This is a genomic window from Candidatus Frankia alpina, from assembly GCF_902806485.1.
Classification (GTDB): Bacteria; Actinomycetota; Actinomycetes; order Frankiales; family Frankiaceae; genus Frankia; species Frankia alpina.
The window spans coordinates 1-2,991 of record NZ_CADCWT010000388.1 but is presented as its reverse complement, the minus strand read 5'-3'; the positions used below and the strand labels follow the sequence as shown (position 1 = coordinate 2,991).

Here is a 2,991-nt window from a genome sequence, read left to right as displayed (position 1 = left end):
GACGCTGTGCCGGCTGCGTCGCAACGCCACGTACAACGATCTCGCCGAGGACTTCGGCATCGGCGTCACGACGGCGTGGACCTACCACCAGACGATGGTCGCCTTCCTGGCCGACGTGCTCGGGTGCACCGATGAGGACGGCCTGTCCCTGGCGATGGAACTTGTGCCTGACCGGCCGGACGATGGACGCCACCGAGGCCGAGTCGGCCGGCCTCGTCTCCCGGATCGTGCCCGCCGACGGCCTGCTCGACGAGGCGCTCGAGGTCGCCGCGAAGCGCCCGCCCCTCTTCCGCGGCGAATAGGGTCACGTCGACGAGCAAACTGTCGTCGCCGAGGCGCTGCCGGAACTGCTCGGCGTCAGCTTCCGGGGACGTCGATGGCTGTGCGTTCCTCGACCTCGAGGACGGCCTGGACGTACTCGTGGACGTGGCGGGTCATGCGCCGGAAGGCCGCGTCGGCGTCCCGGCCCCGGATCGCCTCGGTGATCGACTGGTGGGCCTGGGCCGTCACGCGCCGGACCTCAGCGTCGACGAAGCCTCTGTTGTCGGTCGAGGTGTATATGGCCTCGGAAAGCGCGCTGATGAACCCGGTCAACAGCTCGTTGTGGCTGGCGACAGCGACAGCGACATGCCAGTCGACGTTGGCCCGCAGGAAGTCGGTCAGCGACCCCTCCTCAGCCGCGATCGCCTCATCGGCATGCGCCAGCCTGGCCAGATCGGCATCCGTCCGATACCTCGCGGCCAGCCGGGCGCACGCCGGTTCGATGGCCTCGCGGGTCTCGAGCAGGGCGGCAAGCCGGATCTGCCGGCCACGGATCATCAGGCTGACCGAACTCGCCACCGACTCTTCGCCGGGGACCTGCACGAAGGCTCCACCGGAGCGACCCGTCTTGATCCGGACCAACCCCTGAACCTCAAGAATGCGCAACGCCTCGCGGACTGTGGTGCGGCTCATCTGGGTCTGGATGACCAGTTCACGCTCGGGCGGCAGCGCGGTGCCCTCGCGGAACTCGCCCCGCAGGATGCGCTCCCGCAGATCATCGGCGAGGACGTCAGACGCCTTGGGGACCTGCATCGGAGTCAGCCGCACCGGGTCACGGATCGTAGCGCCTGGCCGGTCGGAAGCCGCCGCCGTCCACCCCACGCTTGGTCCATTGGTCACACCTAAAACGTAGCAGTCGAACGCCGCACGATCGGGATGAGGACGCCATCTCGACGACGAGAGCTTGCCCATGGTGGAAAGCCGTGGTGACCTCCGGGACGTTCGGGATGTTCGAGCGCCACCGCCACGAAGAGTCCTCAGGCCGGGTCGTTGGCCTCGTCTAGGTAGATCGTCTTGAGCACCTGGAATGGCTGCAGCCCCTCCGGCCCCAGTTCACGCCCCAGTCCGCTGGCCTTGATGCCGCCGAACGGCGCGAACGGATCGTTGACGTACCCGTTGACGCCGACCGTGCCGGAGCGCACCCTGCGCGCGAACGCCGCGCCACGCTCGGGATCGCTGGTCCAGACCGACCCACCCAGGCCGTAGTCGCTGTCGTTCGCGATGGCGACGGCGTCGTCCTCGTCGGTGTACGGGATCACCGCGAGCACCGGGCCAAAGATCTCTTCCTGGGAAATCGTCGCCTTCGGGTCGACGTCCGCGAAGATGGTCGGCTCGACATACCAGCCCCGGTCGAGGCCGGCCGGACGTCCGCCGCCGGTCGTGATCCGACCGCCCTCGGCCCTGCCCTTGGCCATGTAGGACTCCACCCGTTCCCGCTGCCGTTGCGAGACCAGCGGGCCGACCTTCGTGTCCGGCTCGAACGGATTGCCGATCGTCAGCGAGCCGGCGAGTGCCGTGATGGTGTCGACGATCACGTCGTATTTCGCGCGCGGAGCCAGGATACGGGTACTCAGCCAGCAGATCTGGCCGTTGTTGAGCAGCGTGGCGGCGAAGAACGACTCCAGCGAGGAGGCCAGGTCCGCGTCGTCGAGCACGACCGCGGCGGACTTGCCGCCGAGTTCGAGGGTCACCGGCCGCAGCAGCCGGCCGCAGGTCTCGGCGATGGCCCGGCCGGCCGGAGTGGAGCCGGTGAACGACACCTTGTCGACACCAGGGTGCGCGACGAGGTAGGCGCCCACCTCCCGGCCTGCCGGCACGACGTTGAGCACGCCCGGCGGCAGTCCCGCCTCGATCGCTGCCTCGGCCATGAGGAAGGCGTCCAGGACAGTCTCGGGAGCCGGCTTGAGGACCACGGTGTTCCCGGCCGCGAGCGCCGGGGCGAGTTTGAGGAAGGTGATGGCCTGTGGCACGTTCCACGGCACGATCGCGGCGACGACCCCGATCGGCTCCCGCAGGACCCGCGACTTCTTGCCCAGCATGCCGGCCCGGACCTCCTGCTGCCCGCCGGCCACGAGTCCGGTGTAGTAGCGCAGGAGCAGTGCGGGGAAACCTGCCTCGAAGTTCTGCGCCAGCCACAGGGGCATGCCGTTCTGCACCGACACCCGCCGGGCTGTCTCGGCTCCCCGTAACTCCAGCGCCACGGCGAACCGCTCGAGTACCTCACCCCGCTGGGATGGCGCCCACGTGGCCCACCCGCCCGGTTCGTCGAAGGCCCGACGGGCCGCGTCGACGGCAGCGTCGATATCGCGCTCTCCCGCCGCGGGCACGCTGCCGGCGGGCTGCTCGGTCGCCGCCTCAGTGACCTCGATGCGCTCTGTCGACGCCGGGCTCGCCCACTGCCCGCCGATGTAGAGACCGTCGTACTCGATTGTGGTCATGGCCATTCCTTTCGCTCGGCGGATAAAACTCGATCATTGCCGCGGCAAACCAGGGCGGATTCACCCGCTGGAGTCGACCACCTGAATGCGGATGCCGTCGCACTTACCCGTCACGATCAGCTGGCACGACAGCCGCGAGTCCCCGTCGGCACCTTCGAGGAATTCCAGGGACCCGGGAAGATCGTTCTAGGTTGCGATCTGCTACGCGGAGTATTGGCCCCGTTGTGCCGTC

2 protein-coding genes and 1 pseudogene are annotated in these 2,991 nt (G+C 68.7%); 1 reads left to right on the top strand and 2 read right to left on the bottom strand.

Annotated features, from left to right (window positions below; translation table 11 throughout):
* Window positions 1–4: 4 nt before the first annotated feature.
* Window positions 5–64: pseudogene (locus G6R25_RS29985) on the top strand (hypothetical protein); the annotation flags it as partial.
* A 293-nt stretch (window positions 65–357) separates the two neighbouring features.
* On the opposite strand, the gene G6R25_RS23045 reads toward G6R25_RS29985, so the two are convergent.
* Complete coding sequence (locus G6R25_RS23045) at window positions 358–1,089, bottom strand: FadR/GntR family transcriptional regulator (RefSeq protein WP_235949483.1); 732 nt, start codon at window positions 1,087–1,089, stop codon at window positions 358–360.
* A gap of 209 nt (window positions 1,090–1,298) precedes the next feature.
* Window positions 1,299–2,759 carry an aldehyde dehydrogenase gene (locus tag G6R25_RS23040; RefSeq protein ID WP_163554545.1) on the bottom strand — a complete coding sequence of 487 codons (1,461 nt, stop codon included), beginning with the start codon at window positions 2,757–2,759 and terminating at the stop codon, window positions 1,299–1,301.
* Window positions 2,760–2,991 lie beyond the last annotated feature (232 nt).

What these genes read in the sequence shown, in the direction of transcription:
- G6R25_RS23040 (WP_163554545.1), bottom strand. Translation starts at nt 2,759, where the DNA reads ATGACCACAATCGAGTACGACGGTCTCTACATCGGCGGGCAGTGGGCG.